This window comes from Rhodobacteraceae bacterium D3-12 (genome assembly GCA_025916135.1).
Classification (GTDB): Bacteria; Pseudomonadota; Alphaproteobacteria; order Rhodobacterales; family Rhodobacteraceae; genus JAKGBX01.
The window spans coordinates 1,802,067-1,826,930 of the sequence record CP104793.1; the positions used below are offsets into that span (position 1 = coordinate 1,802,067).

Sequence of the window (24,864 nt, forward strand, 5' to 3'; positions counted from 1 at the left end):
GGGGAAGGGGCCACCGGGGCGGGGTGTCGAAATCTTCATGATTATGTTGAGGTGGGGCGTGCCGTATTCGCGCCGGGGAGGAAGAAACCGGCGCGACCCTGTTCAGCAAGGCCGCGCCAGTTAAGTGCCAGTCAAGTGCCAGTCAAGCGTTCAAGGCGTTAGCCGACAAGCCCGCCGTCGTCGCGGGTGATGGCGATCACGGCGGAGCGGGGCGTTGACGCGCCGCCTGCGGGCCAATGGGAATTGCCGCGCTCGCCCGGGTGCTGGATGCCGACGAACATGGTGCGGCGATCCTGCGACCAGCAGAGGCCGGTGACTTCGCATTCGTTGGGACCAACAAGGAAGCGGCGGATTTCGCCGGTCACCGGATCACCGGCGAGCATCTGGTTGTTGCCGTGGCCTTCAAAGTCTTTCTGGTTGGAGTAATTGCCATCGGTCTGAATCCACAGGAGGCCGGTGTCGTCAAACGCCAGCCCGTCGGGCGAGTTGAACATATTGTCAGGCGTCACATTGTCCGACCCGCCATAGGCGTCGTCATGCTTGTTGGGGTTGCCCGCCAGCACGAAGAGATCCCATGCAAAGCCGTCTGCCGTGTGGTCCGCGCCATTGGGCTGCCAGCGCACGATCTGACCATAGTGGTTTTCATCGCGCGGGTTGGGGCCGCCCGCCGGGGTAAGATCACCGCCGGCGTTGGGTTTCTTGCCGCGGTTCTTGTTGTTGGTCAGCGCGCAATACATTTCAGCATTGTTCGGATTGGCGGCGACCCATTCGGGGCGATCCATAGTGGTTGCGCCCACGGCGGATGCGGCGATACGGGTATGGATGCAGATGAGCGCCGCATCCATGCCGGTTGTTTCGGGCGTCAGGGCCAGCCATTCGCCAGCGCCGGTGTCATGGAATTTGGCGGCATAGAGCGTGCCGTTTTCCATCAGCTCATCGGTATCGACGCCGGGCGCATAAACGCCGTTGGACACATAGCGATAAAGAAACTCGCCTCGCTCGTCATCGCCCATATAGATCACGAGGCGGCCATTGGCATTGATCACGCATTCGGCGTTTTCATGTTTGAACCGCCCCAGAGCGGTGCGTTTCTTGGGCGTCGCATCGGGGTTGCGCGGGTCGATTTCAACCACATAGCCGGCGCGGTTGGGCTCGTTCGGGGTGAGTTCGACGTTGAAGCGGTCGTCGATCTTTGACCAGCCGTAGCCCCAGTCGCGTGCCGAGATGCCATAGCGTTTGTGGGCCTCGGAGACCTTGTGGTCCTTGTCGGTGGCGGCGAAGTAGCCGTTGAAGTTTTCTTCACAGGCCAGATAGGTGCCCCAAGGCGTTTTGCCAGAACCGCAGTTGTTCCAAGTGCCGCGTGCCGTGGTGCCGGCGGGGTCGGCTGTGGTTTTCATCAGCGCGTGGCCACGCGCGGGGCCGGTGATGGCCATTTCGGTGCGCGGCGTGATGCGGCGGTTGAACGGGCTGTCCTTGACGATGCCCCAGCCAGAGCCGGTGTGACCAAGTTCCACCACGCTGACGCCATGGGCGAGCATACCCTTTTCGATGTCGTCATCGGTTTCGGCTTTGCCATCGGCGCGGTTGCCCCAGATGATCGAACGGTTGGTGTATTCGTTGTTCACCACCAGAAGGGTGCGGCCTTCGTGGGCGAAAATCTCCATCCCGTCGATATTGTCGCCAAAGGCGCGGGCCTGGCTTGCGGCGGTGCCGCGAGTGGCGTCATCGAATTCGGGCGCGTCGGACCACAGCGGATCGCCCCATTGCACGACGATCTCGGACGTGTAGCCGGCGGGCAGGGTGATGCTGTCGGCGGTCGAGGTGGGGATGCCATCAAAGGCAAAGCGGCTGGTCGCGGCGCGCGCGCCGGAGGGCAGGGCGCTGCCCAGCGAGGTGATGCTGCCAAGGGCGAGCACCCCGCCAAGGAACCCACGACGCGAGAGCGCGGCCTCGACTACGTCGTCGAACTGGGTGTGTTCACCGCGCGGGTGGTTGATTTCGTCAAAGTCGTCAAAGCTCAGATCATCATGGCGGGTCATGCGAGGGGGTCCTTGGGCTAGGATGGTTTCAAACTAGCAGCCACAGCGGATTCGTCGAATCGGGCGGGGCTGCTGCTGTAGGCATGGGCGCTTTGTGTGAAGCGGGTATGACGGAGCGCTGCGACGCCCCGAAACCTCTTGCGTGACGGGTGGCCCGCCCCTAGATTGAAACCAACTCGAAATGGAGGGCGTGAGTCATGGCGCCCAAGCGTCCCGAAGGTGCGGGCGCGTTCCCAAAACCGGTTGATAGCCCCGCGCCCAACCCGCCTGATCCGTCACAGCTTTATGCTGCGCTGGATCTGGGTACGAACAGTTGTCGCATGCTGATTGCCCAACCCAAGGGCAGCCAGTTCCATGTGGTCGACTCGTTCTCGAAATCTGTTCAGTTGGGCTCCGGGCTGGAACGCACCGGGCGGTTGAGCCGTGCCTCGATGGGGCGCACGGTGCAGGCGCTCAGGATTTGTCAACAAAAGCTCAAGCGTCACAAGGTGAGCCGGATGCGGCTTGTCGCGACCGAGGCGTGTCGCCGTGCCGTGAATGCGCGGGATTTTATCCGGCAGGTTGAACGCGAGACGGGTCTTGCGTTGGAGATTATCCAGACCGAGGAAGAGGCGCGGCTGGCGGTGATTTCATGCGCGCCGCTGGTCAGCACCAAGACCGAGCAATTGCTGGTGGTTGATATTGGCGGTGGCTCGACCGAGTTGGTCTGGATTGACCTCTCGAGCGTGCCGCGCCGCGACCGGCCACGTGCGATCATGCGGCTGCACAGCGGATTTTCCGTTGCGGATAACCCGTTTCCGGCGGCCAAGGTGGTGGATTGGATCAGCGTGCCTTTGGGCGTGGCGACCCTTCGCGACCAGTTCCGCGATGTTGAGGATGACAGTGCGCGCTTTGCGCTGATGAGTTGGTTTTTTGAGGAAAACCTTGCCGAATTTGCGCCCTATAAGGACGAGCAAGCCCGTGAGGGGTTTCAGATTGTTGGCACCTCAGGGACGGTGACGACGGTGGCGGCCTCGCATTTGGGGTTGAAGCGCTATGACCGGACCAAGGTGGACGGGCTGCGCATGACCAGCGATCAGATCGACCGGGTGATCACCGGCTATCTCAAGCTCGGCCCCGCCGGGCGGCGGCGTGATCCGCGGATTGGACAGGACCGGCAGGCGTTGATCATGTCGGGGTCGGCGATTTTGCAGGCTTGCTGCGCTGTTGGCCGACCGACCGGCTGAGCGTGGCGGACCGGGGCTTGCGCGAGGGGTTGCTTTATTCCCAGATGAGCGCCGATGGGGTTCTGGAAGACGGGCCGTTCTGATGGGGGGCGGGCATGGCGTTTGAGACCTGGCTGTGGTTTGCGATAATTTACGCCGCGTTTTCAGCCATACCGGGGCCTTCGGTGCTGGCGGTGGTCGGGCAAACGCTGGCGCATGGGGTGGCCAACGGGCTGCGCTGTGTTGTCGGCGATCTGGCGGGGGGCGTGATCATGGTCAGCCTCGGGTTTGCCGGGCTTGGGGCGATCCTTGCGGCGTCTGACGCAGGCTTTCAGGCGGTGAAATGGGTTGGCACGCTTTATCTGGTTTGGCTGGGGCTGCATCAACTCTGGCACGCGGGGCGCAACAAGAAGGAGACGCCGCGCGGCTTTGTTTCGGGCTTTGTGATTGGCATCGTAAACCCCAAGGCCAACGCGTTTTTCATCGCCTTCACGGCGCAGTTTATTGATCCGGCCCTGCCCGGATTGCCGCAGTTCCTGATCCTTGGGGCGACCTCGATGGGGATGGCCGGTATCGTGCTGTGTTGTTATGTGGCGGGGGCCGGGTATCTGCGGCGGTTGTTGTTTACGGCAAAGGCGCGTAAACGCACCGATCAGCTTGGCGGCACTGTGCTCGTCGGCAGCGGGGTTGCGCTTGGTTTGCGCGGCTAGGAGTTAGGGCGTCATGGTAAAGAAACCAACAGACAAGAACACATCCGGGCGCGGGCAACGCGACCTTAAGGTCAAAGTCAAGTCGGCACGGGGGCGCAAGCTTTCTTCGACGCGATGGTTGCAGCGGCAATTGAACGACCCCTATGTGGCGCGGGCCAAGAAAGAAGGGTATCGCGGGCGCGCGGCGTTCAAGATCATGGAGCTGGACGACAAGTACCGCTTTTTGGTGCCCGGTGCGCGGGTGGTCGATCTGGGCTGTGCGCCCGGCGGGTGGTGTCAGGTTGCGGTGCCACGGGTCAACGCGCTTGGCGAGAAATCGGGCAAGGCGATTGGCACCATCCTTGGGATTGATTTGCAAGAGGTCGAGCCGATTGCAGGCTGCGAGATTTACCAGCTTGATTTCATGGAAGACGACGCCGACGAGCAGGTCAAGGAATGGCTGGGCGGAAAAGCCGATGTCGTGATGAGCGACATGGCGGCGTCGAGTTCGGGCCACAAGCAGACCGATCACTTGCGGATCATGGCGCTTTGTGAGGCGGCGGCCTATTTCGCGTTTGATGTGCTGGAAGAGGGCGGCACCTTTGTCGCCAAGGTTCTGGCCGGGGGGCGGAAGGTGAATTGCAAAAGCTGTTGAAGCAGAAATTCACCAAAGTGGCGAATGTGAAACCGCCAAGCAGCCGGTCGGACAGTTCGGAAAAATTTGTTGTGGCGTCAGGGTTTCGCGGCGAGTCTTAAGGTATTTAACGCCCGAAGGTGGCGGTGACTTCAAGGGCCTGTTGCTCTTGCGGCAACAGCTTGCGATGCGCCGGCGTGCAGAGGGCAACAGCTACCTGCTCAAGGCAGGTGTCTGCTGCGTCCCGTCCGAGGCGCCTTTGGAGATGTGGCCCGACAAAAACCGCCAACAAAATCCGCCAACAATATACGCCTGTGCGACAGAAATGCGGTTTTGATGCGCTGAGGGCTCTATAGGATCACATCACCATCGGCAAATTGCAGGGACCTGGAAGTGGAGCAACGTATCGGTGCCATCGCCCGCACCCGGGCCGATATAGCGCACCACCTGTGATTCACTGAGGTTCGGGTGCTGGATGATCTCGTACTGATCGCGGTCATAGCTGAACACCGCCGTATCGGTGCCAGCCCCGCCAGTAAGCGTATCATCGCCCGCATTCCCGATCAGCGTGTCATCGCCATAGCCGCCCGACAGGAAGTTTGCCCCATGATCGCCGGCCAGCCGGTCATCGCCATTTCCTGCGGTGATGTTTTCGATGCTCAGCAATGTGTCGCCCGCTGCATCCCCGGCCCAGGCTGTGCCGCGCAACAGTGAAACGTCGTTGTCGCTGTATTCATAGCGAGACTCGCTCACCTTCAGCGTATCAGTCCCGGCACCGCCATCCAGCGTATCGGCCCCGGCCGTGGCAGTGAACAGATCCGAACCGCCAAGCCCGCGCAGCCAGTTGGCCCCCTCATCTCCGGTTAGACGGTCATGAAACGATGTGCCGGTTGCGTTTTCGAAGTTCAGGATAGTCTGGCTCGCGCTCGCGCCGTCGGCACTTTGCACAATGGCATAGTTCGTATGCAGATCAATCCGCACCCCTACCCCGTAGGCGCCGGGCCCGCTGACAGACCCGGCATAAGACACCATATCCACGCCTGCGCCGCCATCGACGCGATCGAACCCCGCCATCGGCGTAACCCAGTCATTGCCGCCAAGCGCATTGATCTGTTCCGGAGCATCGGTACCCGCGATCACCTCGCCCATATCGGTGCCGGTGATGGGTAGTAGCGGCCCCAGCACATCTTCACCGTCATAAAGCACGCCATCGAAAACGAACTCCTCAATCCGGTCCATCAGGACGATAGTCCGATTGTTCAACATCCAACGGTTCGTGCCAATCTGCTCGGCCGTAAAAGTATCGCGTGCCTGATTGAAGACAAGCCTGTCGGTTCCATCGCCTCCGGTGACCGTGGTCGCCGTCGTTACATCCAGCCCCTGTATCGTGTCATTGCCTGATCCGGCATCAATTTCGGATTGATATACACGCTCATCAGAAAAAACGAACAGATCATCGCCCGCGCCACCCTGCAGCGTGGAGTATCCTGTGCGGTTCATTGTGATGAGGTCGTTCCCGTCGCCCCCATCGAGACCCAAGCGCAAACTCTGGCTGCCGGTCAGGGTCAGCGTGTCATCGCCTTCGCCACTCGCGATGGTAGCGGATGTTGTGCCTTGCGATGATGTCAGGATGTCGTCCCCTTCCCCCAATTGCAGGGCGCCCTGACTAAAATACGCGTCAAAAATGACTGTGTCGCGGCCCGCGCCCGTATCAAGCTGTAGAGCTGTTGGAGAGCTGCGAAACTCATAACTGTCGTCGTCATCGGTGCCTTGTGGTGCGGTGGCTGGCGCGCCGGCCGCGTCGGAAATGTAGGTTATGCCAGTCATTACTTCTGCCTTTCAGCTTAAAACATCGCTTAAAGCGAAGAATCTCAAATAAATTAATCTTTAAAAATTTTGCCCGTCTTCAACGTCTGGTTCAACCCGCAATGCCGCGCGGTGAACGGGAAAGCGCGCGCGATTGGGCTTGGGGTGGCCAGACGCGTGCGTTGCAGGGCTATGCGCTACGGGATTGAAGGGCCAACGCAGTAGGGCCATCGCAGAGGTAACTTGCTGTTTTTCCTTTATTAAAAGCCGAAGGGCATCCCGAAATATGGCCCGGTCACGCACGTCGTTCGGCGAAGTAAGGACTGTCACTATTGGCGCGTATTGGCTGGCGTGTCTGCAGGAGCGCTTTGTGGCGTTGGGCTTCGTTCGCGCCCCTGAACACTACAAAAATCGGCTTACCAGTTCTTTGTTCTTCGGTTGTGCGAGATTAGTGCACAAAAAGTTCTCACCCAATTCTGAGGCCGTCAAATCTGCTTTGGTCAGAGGGGCGAGTTTATCTGTGCCAATATGAAAGATCGAATAGCCAGCATCAATCATTCTCGTGCCAAACTCCACCAAGTTGTCTCCGCCGGTTTCAACAATCCACGAGTTATTCTCGGAGTCGCTGAGCAAGTCTTTGGCCCCGTTCAGCACGTTCAATTCAAACCCCTCGACATCCATCAAGAACAAGGTTGGCTCTTGATCGAAGTGGATCTCGGAAAGAGTGAAGACCTGCGTAATTTGAAACATACTGCTGGGCTTGCGTGACTTGTTAGGGAGAAGCGTTGCCCCAGAAAAAGCGCCGTAGATTTTTGTAATATGCGAATGATCGCCAACGGCACCGTGGATGATGCGACAGGCATCCAGAAGATTATTCATCTCGAGATTGTCTCGGAGCATCTGATAGTTGGCGTCAATCGGCTCAAAAGCCGTTACACGCATTCCAAGATGGGCTGCCATACAGGCATAGTATCCATAGTGGGAGCCAACATTGACAAATGACGTGTTGATTTCCGAGTACGCCCGGACGAGTTGTCGCGTCAAAGGTTCCCAATCGGAGCGATATTGTGACTTCATGCCTTTGTAGAGGAAACCATCGGCGGTGGGTAAGGGTTTGCGCCTTAGTCTGACTTTTTCGATCCTACGCTCGTTCCAAACTTCAATACGTTCATAGAGACTGGGCGACATAAAAAGACCTCTGGATAATGATTTTTGCGTTTTTCAGCTGACATTCCCCAAGCAGAACGCCGTCCTTGTTGTTCAGCCCCGCCTTGAGGGTCAGTTTGGACGTTAGTGCATGATTGGCCGGGGTTCCATCGGGATGATGGTTGCCGGGGCTGGCGGGCGTTCCGCCGTGCTATTTACGCCAACAATAGAGTGTTTGTGCCGGTGTCTGCGCCTGTCAAATGGCGTCTATGGGCTGCATTTCTTGTCCGCAACGCGGCTTAACTTGCCGTAACTTCGCAACAATCCCTTCGGGCTTGTGACGCATGATTCCCGTCTTTGGTCCTGTGCTTCCTACCTATAGGGGCGGGTCGCGTCAGCGTGGGAAGATCAAACGCGTCACTCTCAGAAGGGAAAGGCAGCTGTTACAGAGCAACAGCTTTGTTGCACAAATGCTCTGAGGGGTTCATCTTTTAGATCCAGCGCGATAGCTGGCTGCTGTGAGTAGTTGGTCCCCACGACGTACAAGCCCATGGATTGGCCTTCGTGCAACGCGGCGCTGAACCAGTGCGGTTCCCTATCGAACTGGTTTGACTCTGAGATGGACCGACGGCTGCTCGCGACCGGCAAGCGCGGACATCAGCCAGAGTACAGCGACGCGGCGATCCAAATTTGCCCAACGATGGAAGTGCTGTCTAGGATGTCTCTTGGTCAAGCTACAGGATTTGTGGAAAGCCTGTTGCGGCTGGCTGGGCTCGACTGGAATGCGCCAGACTTTAGTACGCTTTGTCGGCGACAAAAAAGCGTTGACCGTTACCATCCTATAGCGTGGTGGAAAGGGTACATTACATCTGATGATTGATGCGACCTGGATCAAAGCCGAGGGTGAAGGAGAATGGATCGCACGCAAGCATGACGGGCCAAGGAAACGACTTTGGCGCAAGCTTCACTTCGGAATAGTTGAGGTAACGATGGAGATCCGCGCGGTTCGCCGCTCAAAACCGCTCAACTTTGGAGGTCAACTTCGGTGGGAGCTATCGCGCAAAATGAAGCTGTGAAAGCCCGCGAGTATCTCGGATGGGCACTATGGCGAAAGCTGACCGGATACACCGAAGAATCTGGGCAGAGACAAAGATTAAACGTGTCAAATTGATTGGCTAAGGCTTCATGCACCGCGACTTCGACCGACAAGTCGCTGAATTCTAGATACGGATCGCGGTGCTCAACTGCTACACCACTCTGGGGATATCCGTCACGGAACCGGTAGGATAATTGGCCTGGGGAAAGGGTAAGTGCCCTAATCCCCCCAATTTGTGCAAAAAATCCGTCCTCGGCGCTCAATGCAAAGGACGGCTGCTTTCCGCCATTCTTCCAAAATTACTGGGCATAATGTCTACGCTTCTAAGGGAAAGCTCAATCTTCTCTGAACGCGCGCGACATCGAATCTGCAATCGGTTTCGTCAGGTATTGAATGAACGTACGCTCCTTCGTTTTGATCAGTATTTCCGCAGGCATGCCTGGTGTCGGGGAAAAGTTATGTACGCGCAGTATTTCGCTGGCCGGCACATTAATCCGCGCAATATAGATTTCGCGGTCAGCTTTGCCAGGTGTGTCAGGGATAGCATCGGCTGAAATATAATATACTTCGCCGGTGAGGACAGGCGTTGTTCGTTGATTGAGTGCAACAAGCCGAATTGACGCCAGCTGGCCGACCTTAACATTATCAATTTCTTTGCGCGGTATGAGCGTTTCGATAATCAGCGGTGCACCGTCGGGAAGGATTTCTGCAATAGGGCGCCCGCCTTCGATTACGCCACCGGCTGTGTGATAGTGCATCCGCAGAATAGTACCTGAGACCGGAGACACAATTTTGGTTCTCCGAAGCACATCGTTGGCTTGCAGCACCTGTTCGCGGACACTGTCCAGCTCCGCTTCGACCGATTGCAACTCGTCCAGCGCAGCCTGACTGTAGCCATAACGCGTTTGCAGAATTTGCTTTTGGTATTTTTCAATCAATATCTCGCTTTCACGAATCTCGGCTTTGATGCGTGCAGTTTGTCCAACCCCATCAGAAAGCGCGCGTTTGAGCGCGCTGATTTCGGAACGGCGGGCCAATCCCACACTCTGCAAATCCGTGTGCGATTCAAGATCTTTGCCTAGAATTCCAATCTGCGATTCCAGCGCTGCAAGTTGCTGGGTGTAGCCCTCAATGCGAGATTTTTGCGCCTCGATGTTCGAAACAAGAAGATCTACATCATTGTCCAGCTTCTGACGTGACCCATCAAAGCTTTGCCGCTGACTTTCAAGAATCTCATGGATTTTCTTATCTGTTTGCGCACTGGCGATCAGATGGCCAGGAAATGCCAGCTTTGAGGCTTCTTGTGTTTCAGCACGTAACCTTGCGACCATCGCCTCCAACCTGCTCTCGCGCAACTGCAGTTCAGTTCGGCGCGTTTCGGCGAGTGTGGTATCGAGCAAGAGTATAGGCTGGCCAAGAGCGACCACCTCGCCCTCGTTCGCCACGATTTCACTGATAATTCCACCCTCCAAGTGCTGAATGATCTTGTTTTGGCCGGTAGCCACGAAACTGCCTTGCGTCACGACCGCCGCTGCAAGCGGTGCTGTAAACGACCAGTAGCCAAATCCGCCAAGAGCAACGATCATCAACATGATGCCGAAAGTGCCAAAACCCCGGATCCTGCGCGGCACCTCTGAATACCACTCTTGTTCGGAATAATTTGCGACCTGTTGAGTACTCATTGCTTAGATACTCCCCTGGTTGTTGGGGTTCGCATTCTGGACTTGCACGCTGTGACGCCGCTGTTGCAGCGCTTCAAGCACTTGCTGGCGGTAACCGAACATAGTGATGCCGCCATCCGCCATCAGCATGATCTTGTCGACCGAGTTCAGAACCGAGGGTTTTTGCGTAATGATTACCAATGTAATCATGTTCGCCTTGGCATGGCTTAATGCCTGCGCAAGCGCTATGTCTCCCGAAGTATCGAGGTTTGAGTTCGGCTCGTCCAAAACAATCAGGCGCGGGTTGCCGAAAAAGGTTCGCGCTAGGGCGATGCGTTGCTTTTGCCCCCTGAAAGCGGCGAGCCATCGGCGCGCACGACCGTTTCGTAACCCTCCGGTAGGTTTGCGATCATGTCGTGCACATCCGCAAGAACGGCGGCTTCGTGTATTTGCTCATCGGTTGCGTCTGTGCGCATGCGCGCAATGTTATCCTTGATCGTGCCGGGGAACAGTTGCACATCCTGTGGCAGATAGCCGATATTTTGGCCCAGTTGGCGCTGATCCCAGTTGCGCAAATCCATCAAGTCGAGCCGGACCGATCCGGATGTCGGCAAAAGAGATCCCACGAGCATCTTGCCCAGCGTCGTTTTGCCTGCGCCTGAGTTGCCAATTACAGCGAGGGATTCACCGGGAGCCAGAATGAAACTCAATCCATTGAGGACAACCCGCTTGGTCCCTTGAGGGACAAAAAGCAATCGTTCCACATCGAGCCGACCTTCGGGGTTCGGCAACAAAAGGCGTTGAGTGTTGAGGGGCGAAGCGCGCAGCAATGCCGCGATCCGGTCATAGGCCGCGCGCGAAAGTAAGAACTGGTTCCAGCCTTCGATCGCGCCTTCAACCGGCGCTAGAGCACGACCGGCAATGATTGATGCCGCTATCACCATGCCGCCCGTAATTTGGCCGTCTATCGCAAGATAGGCGCCCCAGCCGAGTAGGCCAATTTGAGTAAGAAGCCGCACGGCTCTCGAAAAAGCCGCCGAGATGATATTGCGGTCCTGCGCAGCAACCTGCGCTTTCAGGGACGCAGCCGTATCTTTGCCCCAGATCGATACGGCTTCGGGGATCATGGCCAACGCGTTGATGATCTGGCTGTTGCGCGACATCGAGTCCAGATGCAAATTCGCCCTGCTCTGGTGAACGTTTGCTTGTGCAAACCGCCCCGACGTCATGCGCTGGTTGATGAGCGCGATAACGAACAAAATAAGAGCGGTAACGATCACAATCGTGCCGAGATGCGGATGCACCAGATAGATAGCAAGGATAAACAAAGGCGCAAAAGGCACATCCAGAAACGACAACAGTGTCCCGGACACCAAAAAGCTGCGTAGTTGCTGAAGATCGCCAAGGGTTTGGTATTCCCGCCCGTTCCCATTCAGGGAGGCCCGCGCCGCTGCGCTCAGAATTGGTGAGCCGAGTTGCACCGCCAACTCGACGGCCGTTCGCATAAGGACGAAACGGCGCACCGCATCAAGAATCGCCTGCAAGATCACCGCCCCAACGATCACTGTCGTCAGCATGATCAGCGTGTCCATCGACCGGCTGGTGAAGACGCGGTCGGAAATTTGAAACAAATAAATGGGGATCGCAAGAATCAAAAGGTTTGTGGCACAGGTGAACAGCATCACCAGAAGCAAGTTGCGCCTGACAGCACGGGTTCCCATTTTGAGACTGCCGGAAAAGTCTACCGGGCCAAGCCGCTTGTGAAATATCGTTTTGTCACCGTCTTTGCCCCCACCGCCCGATGCATCTGCTTTAATCGGAGTGGCAGAAATCACCCGTTCGCCGCTGTTTGCAGGTAGCGCCGCCTTGGCATGCGTTTCGGAACCACGCATGGTTTCTGGTTTTGCCGCATCATCGATACGTTGATAAGCACTGAGGTATAGAACAGGCACATATGGCTTATGTCGGAAAGCTGGCAATTCATCGCTTAGTTTTCGGTCGTCGGAGCTTTCATTCGGATGACAATCTTTCACGTGTCCCGTCCTTCATAATTCGTAAAATAAACTACGTCACCAGCAACTGCATAGCGTCTATTGGAGTTTCGCTTGGCGCAGACGTTTCAATCCCATCACCCGCATCCGGAGCCGGCTCGGTGAGCATTCCGTCTGCAAGAAAAAGGACGGCTTCGGAAACTAGGTCAGTGGGCGCCAACGCCATCAATGGATCTGCTTCGGAAATGAACTCGGCTTGATACAACAGCGCATCGGAATAGGTCTCGCCTCCGACATAGACAGTGGAGTCGATACCCAGATCGTTGATTGTTGCGGTATTGATCAATTCGTTGGCGCCGGTTGAAACCGATACGGTCGCTCCGGCCGTGGCTTGTTGCGTGCCAACCGTTACACCAACTTGATCGGGGTCGGCGAGCACGTTCACCTGATCAATTATTTGCAGATCGGTGAAATCGCCCGCCACGTAAAGCACGGAAAGCACGCTATCCCCGATAAAGTCCGGATTGGACTGAATACCAGCGTCGAGGTTGGTGCTGCCACCTGCAATGGTTTGTGCAGCGTCGGCGTATTCGGTGGTCACCGCTTCCGCCGTGTTAACACCGAACTCGTTAATGCTCGTATGATTGAAAAGGACGTTGTCAGACGTTTCCACCGTTCCATCGAAAACTCCGCTGAACGAAACAGCATCCGCATCGAGCAGAACATTGGTTTGAGTTACGAAATTCACGTCAGTCATGTTGCCGCCGACGACAATCAGGTCATAGTGGAACCCCAGCGCCAAAATATCGAACATGTTGTATAGAATGTTTCCACCGGTCTCGATGAATGTCTCGCTAGCGCTGAATTCAACGCTGGCGTAGTCACAATCGATGCCAAAATTCACCTGCTGAATGTGGTTGAAATTGACCAGATTTCCAGTGATCGTCGTCATTGCCACAACGCTTGGCCCCGGCGTGCCGGCTACAGGTTCGGCCCCGACGTTCAGCAATTCGGTTTGGCTGACGTTGACTCCTTCGGTCGCGCTTTGGAGATCGGACACGACGCCATTGATAGTGTCGACGTCATTCCAACTGTTGCGCTGTACGATGGCGTTGCCGGTCACATAGTCGCCAAGCACTACGAACACCGGTGCATCAAGCCAGTTTGTGGTGATGACCGCGTCATTGATCAACAGGTTGCCGCCCGTTGAAACCTCGTGAAAGGAAACTTCGTCGGTTGCGGATGCTGTTGCATTTGCTTGGGTATCTGAAAAGAATTTGCTCTCACTCTGGAGTGTTGGCGCTATGTCCGCCGCTTCTCCATTAACCGTGAGGCCGTAGGTATCATCTCCGAGCGCCATATAAACGTCTTCACCTTCGGCGGAAATTGTTGTGTCAGGTGATCGCAGGTCTGAAATCGCGGTCACGATCCCGAACCCGCTCTCGGCAATTGCCGCTTCAGAGGCAGGCAAATCCGGGACGCTGAGTGGTGTCAACGAGAAGGCATGCGATGCCAGCCCAAGCAACGCGGGCATGAAAGCGTCTGACCCGAGTTGATCAATGCCGGAATTCCAAGTCGCAACAATATCCTGATCGGACATGACGTTCGACTGTAAAGAAATGGTTGCCAGTGATGATGGCGGGGGCAAAATGAAAACACTGTCTGCGCCGGCTGTCGGTGTTGAGACGCCGGCGCTGACTGCTGTGCCAAAGTGTGCCAGCAACGGCATCAGCGGACCACCGAAGAGAAACGGAGAGAAAGACATTGCAAAGCCTGCCTCGGCGATCGACAGATCAACGTCAGTTGCCGGAACGCGAATACCCGGGTTGAAATCGTTCAGAGAATATGGGGCGCTGACATTGACGGTAATATTGAGCAGTGCTCCGAATTCCGGATCAGGCATCAGTTTGGCAAGCCATTTATTGTATTCAAACCGTAGCCGGACGGATTCACTGTTCAGCTCAAATAGACCGATAAAATGTGCGATTACCTCTGTTGTGTCATCAATCGGCATATCGCAGGCTTCGCCTCCATAATGGCGTCAATTAAACTGCCTGCTCATCTCAAAATGGACTTTTATTAAGTGGACCCGCGCGAATGAACCGCGCGGGCCGGATTTATGCGTTCAGGGCTTAGCTAAGGTCATCGTCCCCGACCATGGTCGAGTTGAAGTTGCCACCAACCACCGTCATATCGACCGTGTTGCCCAGCACATTGGCACCCTGGACGATGCTCTGGTTGAACATGGCGTTGTCGACCACTGCGTCTGATGTCGCATTGGAGTAGCCGTTTACGTAACCATCATCACCGTTGCTGGAACCCCAGGTCCCACTGGTCATGCCGCTTGCGCCGCCATTGGCATGGATGGCTCCGCCATCACCGCCGCCGCCGCCAAGCCCCAGCGAGTGACTGCCCTCCGCGTAGCCACCAGTGGCCATGCCGCCGCTTGCACCGGCCATGCCGCCACTTCCACCGGCACCACCGGCACCACCGATTGAACCGGCAAGGCCAAGACCTTCGCCCGCACCCAATCCGATGCCACCTGCGTCGCCGCCAGAAGCATTGCCCGTGTTGCCCGATGCACCACCGGCGCCGCCGGTGCCTCCGGCGCCACCAGCACCTGCTGCACCTGAGCTGCCACCGGCACCACCGGCACCGCTGGCACCACCAGCACCAGCTGCACCGGACGCGCCGAGACCGATTCCACCAGCGTCACCAGACGTAGCGCTTGCCGCACCAATTCCGACACCCACGGGGATAAGGCCAAGACCTCCGAGGCCGGCACCTGCACCAAGCGCATCTGCGTCGCTGATACCCGCGCCAATGCCACCAGCATTGCCTGAGGCACCACCGGCACCACCAGCACCAGATGTGCCAGCCGCTCCACCGGCACCCGAAGTGCCGCCAGCACCGCCAGTCCCGCCAGTCCCGCCGTTTCCGCCAGCGCCCGTCGCGCCCGTCGTGCCGCCGTCACCGCCAAGCCCGACACCAACGCCGAGACCTCCAAGACCAACGCCAAGCGCAGTCGATGTACCGCCTGCGGCACCTGCTCCACCAGCGGTGGTTCCGCCGGCATTGCCCGCGTGTGCCCCCCTTGTGCGGTGGCCGCACCGGCGGTTCCGCCGGTTGCATTGCCGATCGCGCCGTTGGCCGTTCCGGTTCCACCAAGACCGCCACCGCCGGACTCGTTGTCGATACCTTCTTCCGCAGTGGATGTGCCGCCGTTCGTCGTCAGATTATTGCTGAATGCCGAACTGTTCGAAACGCTCGCATTGTTGGCAACATCGTCATCTTGCAACGTGTTCGACATGTTATTGACCGTACCGCTGTCATTGCCGGCACCGTCCAGCGCGTTTTGAAGCACATTTTCGAGCCGGGAATCATTGCCCGGGTCATAATTCATGTTTCCGTTGGCCATGACGACATCACCGATGCTCGAATTACTACCGAGATCGAAATCAGCAAAGTCGTCATCAGTCGGTTCCCAACCGGTGAGGTCGATGTCCACGTCAACATCAACGTTCGACTTGGACGTGTTTTGAACGTCGGTCGTTGACGTATTGGTCGCATCTGACGTTGCTCTACCGGTACCTGTTCCAGCAGCTGTCGACGTTGACCCGGAATTGCTGGTACTTGTCCCGGTTCCCGTTCCCTTACCGGAACCAGAGCCAGCCCCGTTGCCAGAAGCAGTTGAATTGTTGTCGTTGAAGTTGCCGTTCAGGTTCCCGTTGCCGTTCAGGTTCCCATTACCATTGCCATTCAGATTGCCGTTCCCATTGAGGTTCAAGCTTTCGCTCGATTGGCTTTGGTCCTGGCCCTGACCCTGATCTTGGCCTTGACCCTGAAGCTGGCCTTGGCCCTGTCCTTGAAGCTGGCCTTGACCCTGAAGTTGCCCTTGAAGAGCAAAAAGATTGTTTCTGTGTCCAGACATTTTCTGGTTCTCCTGTTCACAGCTCGCCGGATCACCAATCTATCTAACGTGATCATTGCCGAGCCTGGTTTTCAGTTGATTCGTTGTGTTTCGCTTAAGTTGTGCTGAGTAAGAACGGCACGCCCTTAACGTGAAACGGACGTAACATTTCTTCGCTTCACCTCCTCCCTTAAAATTATTTGTTCCGCACATCGAAGAGAAAAACAGCTCGCTTTCTCTCGGATTCTCGCAAAATATGGTTCTAAAAAAACGCCTTTTCCGCAAATTTTATGCGGCTCGAGCATCATCGCTTCCGCGCGGTTCAAAAGATAGCTGGAGATAGGATATAGATCGGAAGAGTCAGGAGCCATGAAGTGAAAAAATCTATATTAACAATTCGTTAATGCGAAATCTGCAGCCGCTCTGGGAAAATTAACGTGCGGCTTGCCGTAAATTATTACAGAAATGTCAAGCAGGGTTAGCACTGCATTAGTCTTTTGGTTAAGCCAGTCCGGAAGAGCGATTTCGCTGGTCTGGTGGCCTAGCACTTATGGGTAGTTTGCTGATCAATCGATGTATTGACCGGTCCATAAGGTCTGATTACCCTCATCCTGTCTTGCCGGTGATTGGAGTTTGCGGTGGGTGCCTCGACCAAAGCTTGCTGCGTAGGTCGAATTTGCGATCGAAATTGTCGATCGATAAGAGCTTTGGTTGATGAATTATTGAAACCACGTAATGGCGTAGTTCTTGCCGTTACTAATTCTTGTTACTTAGCGCCGAAACCGTAATTTTTAGGATGGATAACGATTTGACTATCTAAATTTTTTTAGGGGGGAATGTTACACGCGTCAACCGATCCGACGGCGGTCGATACGGACTCATATTTGTCCGAGCGCCAGTCAGAAGATGCTCCGATAATCGGATTCGTCGGACCAAAAATCCATTTCTCTAACATTCTACTTAGAAACATCGCGCATGAGATGACTGAGTTTCAAGCGCTCCGTTTCAACTCAATCGAGAAGTTTCTGAACTCCGTCGATCATGCGCTTTGCACGACATGCCTATTGGTCGTGGATGCGGACCATTGCAATTTACACTTTGATCAATGCCGCCAATTTCACAATACCTTTACCCAACAAACCAATCGGTCTTGGGCGCCGGGATTGGCCGTTTCCTATTTCGAAAAGTGCCAGGCTCTAAATCTCATGGAGCAAGTTCAGCAACTGCAATACTTACGTGGATTCGTTTCGATGAACCAAAGTATTGAGGTCGTACTCTCTGTTATCCGGTTGATGGCTCACGGGGGGACATATCTTCCGCCAGAACTCATTCAACCAAACGAACAAGGCGCGGCGCCGTCCGAAGGGAGCGATACTGACCAAACGGAGCCTGCGGCAACAAGCGGCTGTGCTGGTGCACTTACGCGGCGCGAAGCAGAAGTCATGAAACTTGTCGCAGGGGGAATGCAAAACAAGCAAGCCGCGTCATCGCTTGGGATCTCGGAACATACAATCAAACTGCATATGCACCATGTCATCGCGAAACTTGGCGTTCGCAACAGGACGGAGGCTGCAACCAAATACATGAGCCTATTGGAGAAATAGCGTGGGCCCGATGCGCAAAACCCCGGGAAAACCACCTGCTGATAAGGGCTTGCAAGACCTCATCTACCGTGTTGGACGTTTGAATTATGCCTGGACCAACACCGAAAGCTTGCTAATCCACCTTATTGCTGGGCTTTCCCGTGTCGACAAGGAAACAGCTGTCGTCATTTTTCTGACGCTCAACACGACACGGGCGCGCGTCGACCTCGTTGAGCGGCTTGCCAAGTTGCCACGCGCGCCGAAGGAGCAGCGCACTGAAATTCTCAAGCTGACAACGACACTCTCGAAACTTGGCGCTTTGCGTAACAAATACAATCACTGCATTTACTCTTTCGATCCCGAGAGCGGCGACGTGGAGACAATTTTGATGCGAATACAGGACCGCAAGGAAGAAATCCGTATGGGCAAGAAAGAACAAGTTACCCAACAGGAGTCTTCAAAAATAGATCGTTGCATTGCACAATTGGAGGGACCTCAATTCTGCCATGTGGAAGACCGCGTCTGATTTTGGGTTTCCACTCTAGAACTTTATCTAAAGCACTAATTTTACTAATTTTTTCAAAATGCCATTCTTTGCACATTCGCGGATCTACCTAGATACATTTATGCAACGGCCACTATTCTGAAGCGAACTCTGCCCAGAAAATGCCACATTTGGCGCCCTTTCTGCCATCGCACTTGGGGAAATGGCCGGTTAATCCGGCGAAGGAGTGCCGTGGTATGGGGTTAAAGCATAGACTTCTCGTTTTGAAGCTCTCGGTGTCGCTAATGGCGATAAGCGGGTGTTCTGTTGGGCCGGAGTATGAGGCGCCGACCATGAACTTACCGGCGAGTTATTCGCCGCTTGGCGTAGATGCCTCGAAAACCGATGCGCGCGCCAATTGGTGGAAAGCATTCAACGACCCGGTTCTTGATGCATTAATCGTGCGTGCGCTAAGGGATAACGTAGAGCTCAATCAGGCGCGACGCAGGGTTGAGGAAGCTGAGGCGCTTGCGCTAGCCGCGGTTCCCATGGCTGATGTAAACGGCCGTGTTGAAGCGCAGATCGGTTCGGATGATCTTGGCGGTGACCGTGTGCTCGCGTCTTTGACCCCCTTCGCAACGCTGTTCGGCGCGCAAAGGTATCGCAGCAAAGCTGCGCAAGCCCGCGTGGAAGCCGCACGTGCGCAACGTGACAATGCGAATTTGATCTTGCTGTCCAATCTCACAACGGCCTATGTCGATCTTCGTTTTGTTCAAGAACAATTGGTGCTAAAGCAACGGGAGAGACGAACGTGGGCGCGAACGTTGCGCGATATCCGTACGTTGGAGAATTCCGGCCAGGCAACAAAGTTGGACGTTACCCAAGTCCGGGCTGAAATCGCGCAAACGGAAGTGGCCATCCGCAACCTTCTGACAGAGATCGTTCGCCAGAAAAACAGAATCTCTACGCTTCTTGGATATCCGGCCCATTTCTCAAAACTCGATCTAGGATATAATGGTAAGCAGCCCCTCCCGGCACATGAAGTCAACGTAGGTGTGCCGGCTGACCTAATTGTTAACCGTCCCGACATCAGGCAGGCCGAACGTAATTACCGTGCTACCGTGGCGGAAATTGGTGCCGCCGAAAGCTTGCGGTACCCAAGCCTCACCCTATCCGGAACGATATCTGTAAGAAACGATCTATCGCCGAATTCCGGTGGCCTCGGTGCTGTCGGTCTCAATATTCCGGTGTTCGATCAAGGCGGGCGAAAGGCTAATGTCGCCGCGCACGAGCTTAAGGCTCAGACGGCACAGCTTGAATGGCGTCAACGCGTGCTTTTGGCAGTAGAAGAAGTCGAGACACTGCTGGTCGCGCTTTCAAACAGCAAACACGCTCACTCGGCTGCGTTGCGCGCGCGTTCGCTTAACAAAAATGCCGTCTCGTTGGCCCGTAGGCTATTTGAGGTCGGTGAGCTTACAGTTATCGAATTTTTGGCGTTGCAGCGGGAATCCATTGATGCGCAGTTGGCTCTGACACAGAACCGCCGCCAGCTTGCCTCTTACTACGTTGCGCTCCAAATCGCCACAGGCGCAGGCAGCAGCCTGCCTCTGGTGCCAGAAACGCACTGACTACGCCCGTCCTACCGCAGACACAAACCCTAAGTAAATTAGTTGTTCTTCTACAGAAAGCTGAATCTGGTCTACTTAATAGGTGCCCTAGTTTCCTAAACACCAGCCTATTACATTTTGGGCTGCTGCTCTGATACCTGACCTTCGGCCACCCCACGCTAGAGTTTCCAGCTATTCTTAACATGGCGGGCTGGTGTCGCCACGTGGGACTGCCAGCTTTGCCGGGGGGGGGGATGTTTCTTAAATGGACTGGTAGAACTCGTCGACGACTAACCAAGCCCTTGCGAGATAAACTGGAGCGGCATTATTTGGCCAATAGCTTACCGCCTTATGACATGGATTCTAACTGACCCTAGATCTAACTATGATGATAACGTGTCCTACCGCTGGTTCCCATCCGACGAAATAATTGAGTTGCGCCTGAATACGTTTACTGGGGGATATCAAGTGGGGTAATCGCCCAGAACCATACGTCTTTGTCAGTAAAAACGATTATATTAATCATATTAGTGGCGGAGAGACAGGGATTCGAACCCTGGGATCCCGTGAAGGATCAACGGTTTTCGAGACCGCCCCGTTCGACCACTCCGGCACCTCTCCGCGGGGGTCTGGTTTGGTGCGTTTAATCGGCTTTGGCGCAGCGTGCAAGAGGGGTTTTGAGCAGTTTTGGCCGGTTGCGGATTGTTTGTCCCCGCAAAAGGCTTAGGTTTGGGCCAAGTGCAGGGCGAAGCGGTAAGGAGAGCGGGATGGCGCGGGCATATCAGGCGGTTTGGCGGAGCGTTTTGGCAGCTGTCCTTGTGATGGGCATGCTGGGCGTGCTGACGCAAGGGGCGGCGGCGGCGGAGCGTGACCGGCTCAAGGCGTTTTTGCAGGTCACGGGGTTTGATGTGGCGCTGGAATCAATCGCGCTGTCGGCAGAGAGCGCGCCGTTGATGCTGGGCATGGAGGCGAGCGATTTCGGCTTTCATTGGACCCGGATCACCAAGGAGGTGTTCGACAAGACCAAGATGCACGCCATGGCGCTGGACCTGTTGGAAAAGACGTTGAGCGATGACTTGTTGACCCATGCGGCGGATTTCTATGCCTCGCCCTTGGGGATGCGGTTGGTTGAGGTCGAGAATGCCAGCCATCTGGTTGAGGACGAGGAGGCCAAGCGCAAGGCCGGTGATCTGCTGGTCGAAGAGATGACGCGCAACAACCCGCACCGGCTGGCCGAGATCAAGCGGATGAACGCCGCGATCGACAGTGGCGGGCATGGCGTGCGGGCGGTTCAGGAAATTCAGGTGCGCTTTATCATGGCGGCGAATGAGGCCGGGGTTTTGCGCCTGAAGATCGACGAAAAGGGGTTGCGGGCGCGGCTGCGCGAGAATGAGGCCGATCTGCGCCAGAGCATGGAGAAATCGGCGCTGTCCGGGGCGGCCTATACCTATAAGGATTCTAGCGATGCGGAGATCACCGCCTATGCCGATGCGTTGGAAGATAAGCGCATGGTGGAGGTTTACGACCTGATGAATGCGATCCAGTGGGAGATTATGGCCAACCGGTTTGAAGCTTTGGCGGCGAAGATGGTTGGGCTCGATCAGGGAGAAGAGCTGTGATGCGGGTTTTCTGGGCGGTTCTGCTTTGGCTTGGGCTGGTCGTGGGGGCGGTGGCCGATGAGCAGGCCGAGCGGGAGGCATTGAACCGCGCACTCGGGGTGCCGCAATTGCTTGAACTGATGCGCGAAGAGGGGCGCAGTTACGGCGAGACGATCGGGGCTGATTTCCTGCCGGATGGCGGGGGGCGTCCTGGGCCGGTGTGGTGGCGCGGATTTATGATGCCGAGAAGATGGCGGCGTCGGTTCAAAAGGGATTGGATGCTGAGATTGCGCCGGAGCATCTGGCGCCGCTGCTGGCGTTCTTCACCGGGCCGACGGGAAAGCGGATCGTGGCGCAGGAAATCGCCGCGCGGCGGGCGTTTTTGGATGAGGCCGCCGAGGAGGCGGCGCGGGCGGCCTTTCGCGAGGCGGGAGAGACGCTGGACGGGCGGCTCAAGCTGTTGCGCGCTTATGTTGAGGCCAACGGGCTGGTTGAGTTCAACGTCGCCGGGGCGCTTACGGCGAACCTGAGGTTTTATCGCGGGCTGGCCGAGGGCGGCGCGGTTGATATGAGCGAAGACGACATGTTGAGCGAGGTTTGGGGGCAGGAAGCGGAGATAAGGAACGACACCGAGGAGTGGTTGTTGTCCTATCTGCTGATGGCCTATGGGCCGCTGACGGATGCGGAGGTGGCCTCTTATGTTGCGCTGTCGAAAACCCCCGAGGGCAAGGCGTTGAACCGGGCGTTGTTTGCCGGGTTTGACGCGATGTATGGCGATTTGAGCTATGCGCTTGGGCTTGCCGTCGCGGCACAGATGAAGGGCGAGGATCTTTAAGGCGCGCGCCCTGCACCGTAGCAAAGGCGGGGGGCAGTTCCCCGGACCGCAGTAGAAGCGGGGGCCAGCCCCCCGCACCCCCCGGGATATTTTCAGTCAGATGAAGGGTTGGTGACGGGTGTGGAGCGGGCGAAGGGGTGGGGTGCGGTTTTGGGGTTTTGTATTGGTGGTGAAAAAGCTGGGCGGGGCACTTGACTTGGGCGGTGGGATTGAAGATAAGCGCGAACCGGTCATGGGGCGATCCCGTGGCCTGTTTTGGTTTTGAAATGACGCTCGAATGGGCGCGCTGTTCGAGGTGGGGATAAACCCCGTGGAACACCCGCAAGGGGGCCGAAGAACGCGGAAGCAAAAAGGAAGACGCGTATGTTCGCGGTTATGAAAACCGGCGGCAAACAGTATAAAGTTCAATCGGGCGACACGCTCCGGGTTGAAAAGCTGGCTGCCGACGCAGGTGAAAAAGTTCAATTCAACGACGTGCTGATGCTGGGTGGCGACAAGGTTGTCGTTGGTGCTCCGCTTGTTGAAGGCGCGGCCGTGCAGGCCGAAGTGGTCGATCAGATCAAAGGCGACAAGGTGATTCACTTTGTTAAACGCCGCCGGAAGCACAGCTCGAAGCGCACCAAGGGGCACCGTCAGCAGCTTACGCTTCTCAAGATCACCGAGATCCTTGAAGCGGGCGCAGACAAGTCCGGCGTAAAAGCCGCCGTTGGCGCAGGGTCGGTTGCTGCTGTGGCGGTTGCCGCGACAGAGGCGAAGAAGCCTGCCAAAGCGGCCAAGAAAGCCGAGCCCAAAGCCGAGAAGAAGGCCGAGGAAAAGAAAGCTGCTCCGAAGAAAGCCGCCGCCGCAGACGCGGGTGCGGATGATCTCAAGCAACTGTCGGGTGTTGGTCCGGCGCTTGAGAAGAAGCTGCATGAGAATGGTGTCACCACCTTTGCTCAGATTGCGGCATGGAATGCAGATGATATTGCTGCTATGGATGAGAAACTCAGCTTTAAAGGGCGCATCGAGCGCGAAGGCTGGGTTGATCAGGCCAAAGAGCTGACCAAGTAAGACGGATAAGGAGAGAGCGATATGGCACATAAAAAAGCAGGCGGTTCATCCCGCAACGGCCGCGACTCTGCTGGTCGCCGGCTTGGTGTAAAGAAATACGGTGGCGAAGTTGTCATCCCCGGGAACATCATCATCCGCCAGCGCGGCACCAAGTGCTGGCCGGGCGAAGGCGTGGGCATGGGCAAGGATCACACGATCTTTGCAACTGTTGACGGCAATGTGAAGTTCCACAAGGGCCTCAAAGGCCGCACCTTTATTTCGGTACTCCCGACGGCGGAGGCCGCAGAGTAAGCCGAACCTTAAGGTTTTTAAAATTAGGGGGATCGGCGATACCGCCGGTCCCTTTTCTCGTTTCTGGGAAGGGCTTATTATGCCTGTTGCAACGCTTGGGTTTCTGGCTTTTGGGGCCAGTCAGGTCGGAACGCCCGGCCCGGCGAACATGGCGTTGATGGCAACGGGGGCTCGGTTTGGGTTTCGTGCGGCTCTGCCGTTTGTGGCGGGGGTTGCTCTGGGCAAGCAGTTGATCATCTGGCCGATCGGGTTCGGCTTGATGGGGTTGGCGGCCAGTGCGCCGTGGCTGTTTGAAGTGCTGAAATGGGCCAGCGTGGCCTATATCACATGGTTGGCGTGGAAAGTTGCAAACCTGCGCTTGAGCCCGGGCGGAGAGGCGGCGCAGGCGCCGGGGTTCTTGGCCGGGCTGATCGTACATCCGCTAAACCCCAAGGCCTGGGCGATGATTGTGACCGGATTCACCAGTTTCGTGACGCCGGACACGCCGACCTTGCAGGCGACGGCGACGATTGCCATCTGTTTGTTGAGCCTACAGTTGGTGCTGCACCCGATCTGGACGTTTGGAGGCGACCGGATTGCGCATCTTGTTGCGGGAACAGCGGCGGAGAAATACCTGATGTGGGGCCTCGCAATTTTGACTGTGGCCTCGGTAATGTTCGTGCTTTTTGGAGGAGAAAAAGCGCTATGATGTTAGAAAAAGTTATAAATCAGCAAGTTATCGAAACCGAGCGGTTTGATTTGCGCCCTCTGCGGGTGTCGGATTCCGCTTTGATTGAGCTTTATGCCGGAGATGAGCGGGTGGCGCGGAATACGACGTCTATTCCGCACCCCTTGCCGCCGGGAACGACCGAGGATTTCGTGCGCCGGGCACAGACGCAGGACCGGGTTGAGGATGTTTGGGCGATGGATGCCGTCAAGGCCGAGGGGCCGGAGTTGATGGGATTGATCAGCCTGACACGGATGGACCGGGCACAGGCCGAGATCGGCTATTGGGTGGCGCCGGCGTTTTGGAACACCGGGCTGGCGCAAGAGGCGGTGGCGGCGTTGTTGCGGGCCAATCCGCTGGGTTGTGAGACGATTTTTGCCAGCGTGTTTCAGGACAATCCCGCGTCGGCGCGGGTGCTGACCAAACAGGGGTTCGAATACCTTGGCGATGCCGAGACGTTTTCGGTTGCGCGGGGGGCGAATGTCGCAACGTGGACCTATTCATTGAAATGTTGAGCATCAGGGGGCAGATTG

At 56.5% G+C, this 24,864-nt stretch carries 19 protein-coding genes, 1 tRNA gene and 3 pseudogenes; 13 read left to right on the forward strand and 10 right to left on the reverse strand.

The genetic code is table 11. The features are described 5' to 3' along the window. Window positions 1-158: 158 nt before the first annotated feature. A complete protein-coding gene (locus tag N4R57_08920; protein ID UYV39106.1) occupies window positions 159-2,039 on the reverse strand; it encodes a PhoX family phosphatase in 1,881 nt (626 codons plus the stop codon). A gap of 197 nt (window positions 2,040-2,236) precedes the next feature. Between N4R57_08920 and N4R57_08925 the strand changes: the two are divergent. From N4R57_08925 to N4R57_08935, 3 genes and pseudogenes are all read left to right on the forward strand, one after another. Beyond that, a pseudogene (locus N4R57_08925) lies at window positions 2,237-3,348 on the forward strand (Ppx/GppA family phosphatase). Between the two features lie 12 nt (window positions 3,349-3,360). After that, complete coding sequence (locus tag N4R57_08930; protein ID UYV39107.1) at window positions 3,361-3,954, forward strand: LysE family translocator; 594 nt, start codon at window positions 3,361-3,363, stop codon at window positions 3,952-3,954. Window positions 3,955-3,967: 13 nt separating this feature from the next. Beyond that, window positions 3,968-4,689 (forward strand): annotated as a pseudogene (locus tag N4R57_08935) (RlmE family RNA methyltransferase). A gap of 241 nt (window positions 4,690-4,930) precedes the next feature. Here N4R57_08935 and N4R57_08940 read toward each other — a convergent pair. Together N4R57_08940 and N4R57_08945 are read right to left on the reverse strand one after the other, a co-directional pair. Next, window positions 4,931-6,394, reverse strand: a complete 1,464-nt coding sequence (locus tag N4R57_08940; GenBank protein UYV39108.1) for a hypothetical protein — start codon at window positions 6,392-6,394, stop codon at window positions 4,931-4,933. Window positions 6,395-6,775: 381 nt separating this feature from the next. Beyond that, complete coding sequence (locus tag N4R57_08945) at window positions 6,776-7,561, reverse strand: FkbM family methyltransferase (protein UYV39109.1); 786 nt, start codon at window positions 7,559-7,561, stop codon at window positions 6,776-6,778. Window positions 7,562-8,069: 508 nt separating this feature from the next. Between N4R57_08945 and N4R57_08950 the strand changes: the two are divergent. Next, window positions 8,070-8,809, forward strand: a pseudogene (locus tag N4R57_08950) (transposase). 141 nt (window positions 8,810-8,950) lie between these two features. On the opposite strand, the gene N4R57_08955 reads toward N4R57_08950, so the two are convergent. From N4R57_08955 to N4R57_08980, 6 genes are all read right to left on the reverse strand, one after another. Continuing rightward, window positions 8,951-10,297: an HlyD family type I secretion periplasmic adaptor subunit gene (locus tag N4R57_08955; protein ID UYV39110.1), complete on the reverse strand. Its 1,347-nt coding sequence runs from the start codon at window positions 10,295-10,297 to the stop codon at window positions 8,951-8,953. Window positions 10,298-10,300: 3 nt separating this feature from the next. Continuing rightward, on the reverse strand, window positions 10,301-10,486 hold the full coding sequence (locus N4R57_08960; protein ID UYV39111.1) for a hypothetical protein: 186 nt from the start codon (window positions 10,484-10,486) through the stop codon (window positions 10,301-10,303). Window positions 10,487-10,599: 113 nt separating this feature from the next. Then, entirely contained in the window at window positions 10,600-12,168 is a 1,569-nt protein-coding gene (locus N4R57_08965) for a type I secretion system permease/ATPase (GenBank protein ID UYV39112.1), read from the reverse strand. A gap of 172 nt (window positions 12,169-12,340) precedes the next feature. Next, the gene (locus N4R57_08970) at window positions 12,341-14,281 is read right to left on the reverse strand and encodes a hypothetical protein (GenBank protein UYV39113.1); all 1,941 of its coding nucleotides are present in this window, start codon (window positions 14,279-14,281) and stop codon (window positions 12,341-12,343) included. A 118-nt stretch (window positions 14,282-14,399) separates the two neighbouring features. After that, window positions 14,400-14,606 carry a hypothetical protein gene (locus N4R57_08975; GenBank protein UYV39114.1) on the reverse strand — a complete coding sequence of 69 codons (207 nt, stop codon included), beginning with the start codon at window positions 14,604-14,606 and terminating at the stop codon, window positions 14,400-14,402. Continuing rightward, window positions 14,603-15,775: a hypothetical protein gene (locus N4R57_08980; GenBank protein UYV39115.1), complete on the reverse strand. Its 1,173-nt coding sequence runs from the start codon at window positions 15,773-15,775 to the stop codon at window positions 14,603-14,605. Before N4R57_08980 ends, N4R57_08975 begins: the two co-directional genes overlap by 4 nt. A gap of 1,286 nt (window positions 15,776-17,061) precedes the next feature. Between N4R57_08980 and N4R57_08985 the strand changes: the two genes are divergently transcribed. From N4R57_08985 to N4R57_08995, 3 genes are all read left to right on the forward strand, one after another. Further along, window positions 17,062-17,781, forward strand: a complete 720-nt coding sequence (locus N4R57_08985) for a response regulator transcription factor (protein UYV39116.1) — start codon at window positions 17,062-17,064, stop codon at window positions 17,779-17,781. Between the two features lie 10 nt (window positions 17,782-17,791). Then, window positions 17,792-18,286, forward strand: a complete 495-nt coding sequence (locus N4R57_08990; GenBank protein ID UYV39117.1) for a hypothetical protein — start codon at window positions 17,792-17,794, stop codon at window positions 18,284-18,286. A gap of 215 nt (window positions 18,287-18,501) precedes the next feature. Continuing rightward, the gene (locus N4R57_08995) at window positions 18,502-19,872 is read left to right on the forward strand and encodes an efflux transporter outer membrane subunit (GenBank protein UYV39118.1); all 1,371 of its coding nucleotides are present in this window, start codon (window positions 18,502-18,504) and stop codon (window positions 19,870-19,872) included. Window positions 19,873-20,382: 510 nt separating this feature from the next. Here the strand turns inward: N4R57_08995 and N4R57_09000 are convergent. Next, window positions 20,383-20,472 (reverse strand) — tRNA-Ser (locus N4R57_09000). A 146-nt stretch (window positions 20,473-20,618) separates the two neighbouring features. Between N4R57_09000 and N4R57_09005 the strand changes: the two genes are divergently transcribed. The 6 genes from N4R57_09005 to N4R57_09030 all read left to right on the forward strand — a co-directional run bounded on the left by N4R57_09005 (window position 20,619) and on the right by N4R57_09030 (window position 24,846). Beyond that, window positions 20,619-21,470, forward strand: coding sequence for a DUF2059 domain-containing protein (locus tag N4R57_09005; GenBank protein ID UYV39119.1), 852 nt, complete (start codon window positions 20,619-20,621; stop codon window positions 21,468-21,470). A 202-nt stretch (window positions 21,471-21,672) separates the two neighbouring features. Then, entirely contained in the window at window positions 21,673-22,284 is a 612-nt protein-coding gene (locus N4R57_09010; protein UYV39120.1) for a DUF2059 domain-containing protein, read from the forward strand. Window positions 22,285-22,647: 363 nt separating this feature from the next. Then, complete coding sequence (locus N4R57_09015) at window positions 22,648-23,334, forward strand: 50S ribosomal protein L21 (protein UYV39121.1); 687 nt, start codon at window positions 22,648-22,650, stop codon at window positions 23,332-23,334. Between the two features lie 21 nt (window positions 23,335-23,355). After that, window positions 23,356-23,625, forward strand: coding sequence for a 50S ribosomal protein L27 (gene rpmA / locus N4R57_09020; protein UYV39122.1), 270 nt, complete (start codon window positions 23,356-23,358; stop codon window positions 23,623-23,625). Between the two features lie 79 nt (window positions 23,626-23,704). After that, a complete protein-coding gene (locus N4R57_09025) occupies window positions 23,705-24,313 on the forward strand; it encodes a LysE family translocator (protein UYV39123.1) in 609 nt (202 codons plus the stop codon). Continuing rightward, entirely contained in the window at window positions 24,310-24,846 is a 537-nt protein-coding gene (locus N4R57_09030) for a GNAT family N-acetyltransferase (protein UYV39124.1), read from the forward strand. The genes N4R57_09025 and N4R57_09030 overlap by 4 nt, the downstream gene beginning before the upstream one ends. Window positions 24,847-24,864: the final 18 nt, after the last annotated feature.

Excerpts from the sequence above, each read along its gene's own strand:
- N4R57_08920 (UYV39106.1), bottom strand. The coding sequence starts at position 2,039 with ATGACCCGCCATGATGATCTGAGCTTTGACGACTTTGACGAAATCAAC.
- N4R57_08930 (UYV39107.1), top strand. The coding sequence starts at position 3,361 with ATGGCGTTTGAGACCTGGCTGTGGTTTGCGATAATTTACGCCGCGTTT.
- N4R57_08940 (UYV39108.1), bottom strand. The coding sequence starts at position 6,394 with ATGACTGGCATAACCTACATTTCCGACGCGGCCGGCGCGCCAGCCACC.
- N4R57_08945 (UYV39109.1), bottom strand. The coding sequence starts at position 7,561 with ATGTCGCCCAGTCTCTATGAACGTATTGAAGTTTGGAACGAGCGTAGG.
- N4R57_08955 (UYV39110.1), bottom strand. The coding sequence starts at position 10,297 with ATGAGTACTCAACAGGTCGCAAATTATTCCGAACAAGAGTGGTATTCA.
- N4R57_08960 (UYV39111.1), bottom strand. The coding sequence starts at position 10,486 with ATGATTACATTGGTAATCATTACGCAAAAACCCTCGGTTCTGAACTCG.
- N4R57_08965 (UYV39112.1), bottom strand. The coding sequence starts at position 12,168 with ATGCGTGGTTCCGAAACGCATGCCAAGGCGGCGCTACCTGCAAACAGC.
- N4R57_08970 (UYV39113.1), bottom strand. The coding sequence starts at position 14,281 with ATGCCGATTGATGACACAACAGAGGTAATCGCACATTTTATCGGTCTA.
- N4R57_08975 (UYV39114.1), bottom strand. The coding sequence starts at position 14,606 with ATGACCAGTGGGACCTGGGGTTCCAGCAACGGTGATGATGGTTACGTA.
- N4R57_08990 (UYV39117.1), top strand. The coding sequence starts at position 17,792 with ATGCGCAAAACCCCGGGAAAACCACCTGCTGATAAGGGCTTGCAAGAC.
- N4R57_08995 (UYV39118.1), top strand. The coding sequence starts at position 18,502 with ATGGGGTTAAAGCATAGACTTCTCGTTTTGAAGCTCTCGGTGTCGCTA.
- N4R57_09005 (UYV39119.1), top strand. The coding sequence starts at position 20,619 with ATGGCGCGGGCATATCAGGCGGTTTGGCGGAGCGTTTTGGCAGCTGTC.
- N4R57_09015 (UYV39121.1), top strand. The coding sequence starts at position 22,648 with ATGTTCGCGGTTATGAAAACCGGCGGCAAACAGTATAAAGTTCAATCG.
- rpmA (UYV39122.1), top strand. The coding sequence starts at position 23,356 with ATGGCACATAAAAAAGCAGGCGGTTCATCCCGCAACGGCCGCGACTCT.
- N4R57_09025 (UYV39123.1), top strand. The coding sequence starts at position 23,705 with ATGCCTGTTGCAACGCTTGGGTTTCTGGCTTTTGGGGCCAGTCAGGTC.
- N4R57_09030 (UYV39124.1), top strand. The coding sequence starts at position 24,310 with ATGATGTTAGAAAAAGTTATAAATCAGCAAGTTATCGAAACCGAGCGG.